This is a genomic window from Microcoleus sp. OTE_8_concoct_300 (genome assembly GCF_031383065.1).
Lineage (GTDB): Bacteria > Cyanobacteriota > Cyanobacteriia > Cyanobacteriales > Microcoleaceae > Microcoleus.
Window position 1 is genome coordinate 1 of the sequence record NZ_JANMZH010000888.1, and the last position, 1,320, is coordinate 1,320.

1 protein-coding gene is annotated in these 1,320 nt (G+C 54.3%); it reads right to left on the reverse strand.

The window, feature by feature from the left end; translation table 11 throughout:
* Positions 1–1,232, reverse strand: a 1,232-nt coding sequence (locus tag ACUVJL_RS38645) for a hypothetical protein (RefSeq protein ID WP_445250648.1), incomplete at its 3' end; no start/stop codon positions are given.
* Positions 1,233–1,320 lie beyond the last annotated feature (88 nt).

Consider the following 1,320-nt stretch of genomic DNA (forward strand, 5'->3'; position numbering starts at 1 on the left):
AAAACCTCATCCAACCCATCCATCAGCACCAAACAATCCCCCGCCGCCATCTTTGCCAGCAACAAGTCCGCAACCGCATCGCCATTACCTTGATCGCGATCGCACTCCCACTGGCGATAAAACTGCTTCAGGTACTCCACCAAACTCAAATCGGGCTCTTGGGCAAGGCGTTCGGCAAAATCGGCAATCCGAAACAAAATCGGCAACCGAATCTCTCCTAAATCCTCATCCATGCCTCCGATCACCCTCAATTTGGGCGACCCCTCCCCAACCCTCAGAGGAGAGGGGCTTTCCTCCCCAGAAGGCTGGGTGGTTGGGTTTTCATCAGCTTGAAGGCCGCGATAGGCGATCGCAAAATGTCGCGCCAGATAGCGCAGCAACGTCGTTTTTCCGGCACCAGGCTCCCCTAAAATCGCACTGTAGGTGTGTTTCCGCAACGCTTCCGCAAGATCTACGATTTTAGTCACGCGCTGGCGACTGCTAGGTTGAGCACTCACAGCCAGCATCGGCTCATCTGTAAACTCGAAGTCTGGGAAATCCGGTTCTCCCAGTTTGTGAGGGCGACTCGGTTTGACTCGCCCTTGGCCCCTGGTAACTCGTTCTCGAAACGATTGACTCTGTTCCTCGACCCATTCTGCCTGAAGTGATACATAAATGCGATCGAGGAGAATATCCACCTGGCGGTTGACTTGCATCACCCCAGCCACTTTCAGGTAAGAGTTTTCAGCAATCAGCCACTGCAGATACGGATACAGCAACGGATTCGACGGGGGGCGCGTCGCAAAATAGGCCACGTTCCCCCGCCAGTCCCAAAAATCCGCAGCCTGCTGGCGAAACTCATTGAGAAACGTCTCCCGACTCAGCCAAAACACCAGCACGATATGGCGATCGAAAATGCGTTCTCGCCCCAAATTCAACTGCTGCATTTCCTGTCGCAATCGGGGTCGGGGCAGGTACTCCAGCCCAAAAGCCATCACTACCCTGCGCCCCGATGCCGCCTCTGCATCCAGACGGTGGAGGCAATCGAACAGCGAATCGTCACTGTAGTAGAGGGTGTGGAACTCAAACGGCTCATCCAACTCCAGCAACTGCGCTTTAAACTGTTCCACCACCGGATGGTTCGGGGCGCTATCCGGCGCGATCGCAAATAAGCTGAGGCTGCGATCGCTCAACGCCACTGCATTGACCAGTTTCGTTAATTCTGCTCGATCGCCCGGTTCTAGTTCCTGCATCACCTACTCCTTAGGATCGCGAATTAAATAACTTACAATTTTAATTGTTATTGTGGGATGGGCGTCCCGCCCGTCCAAAAAGGACGGG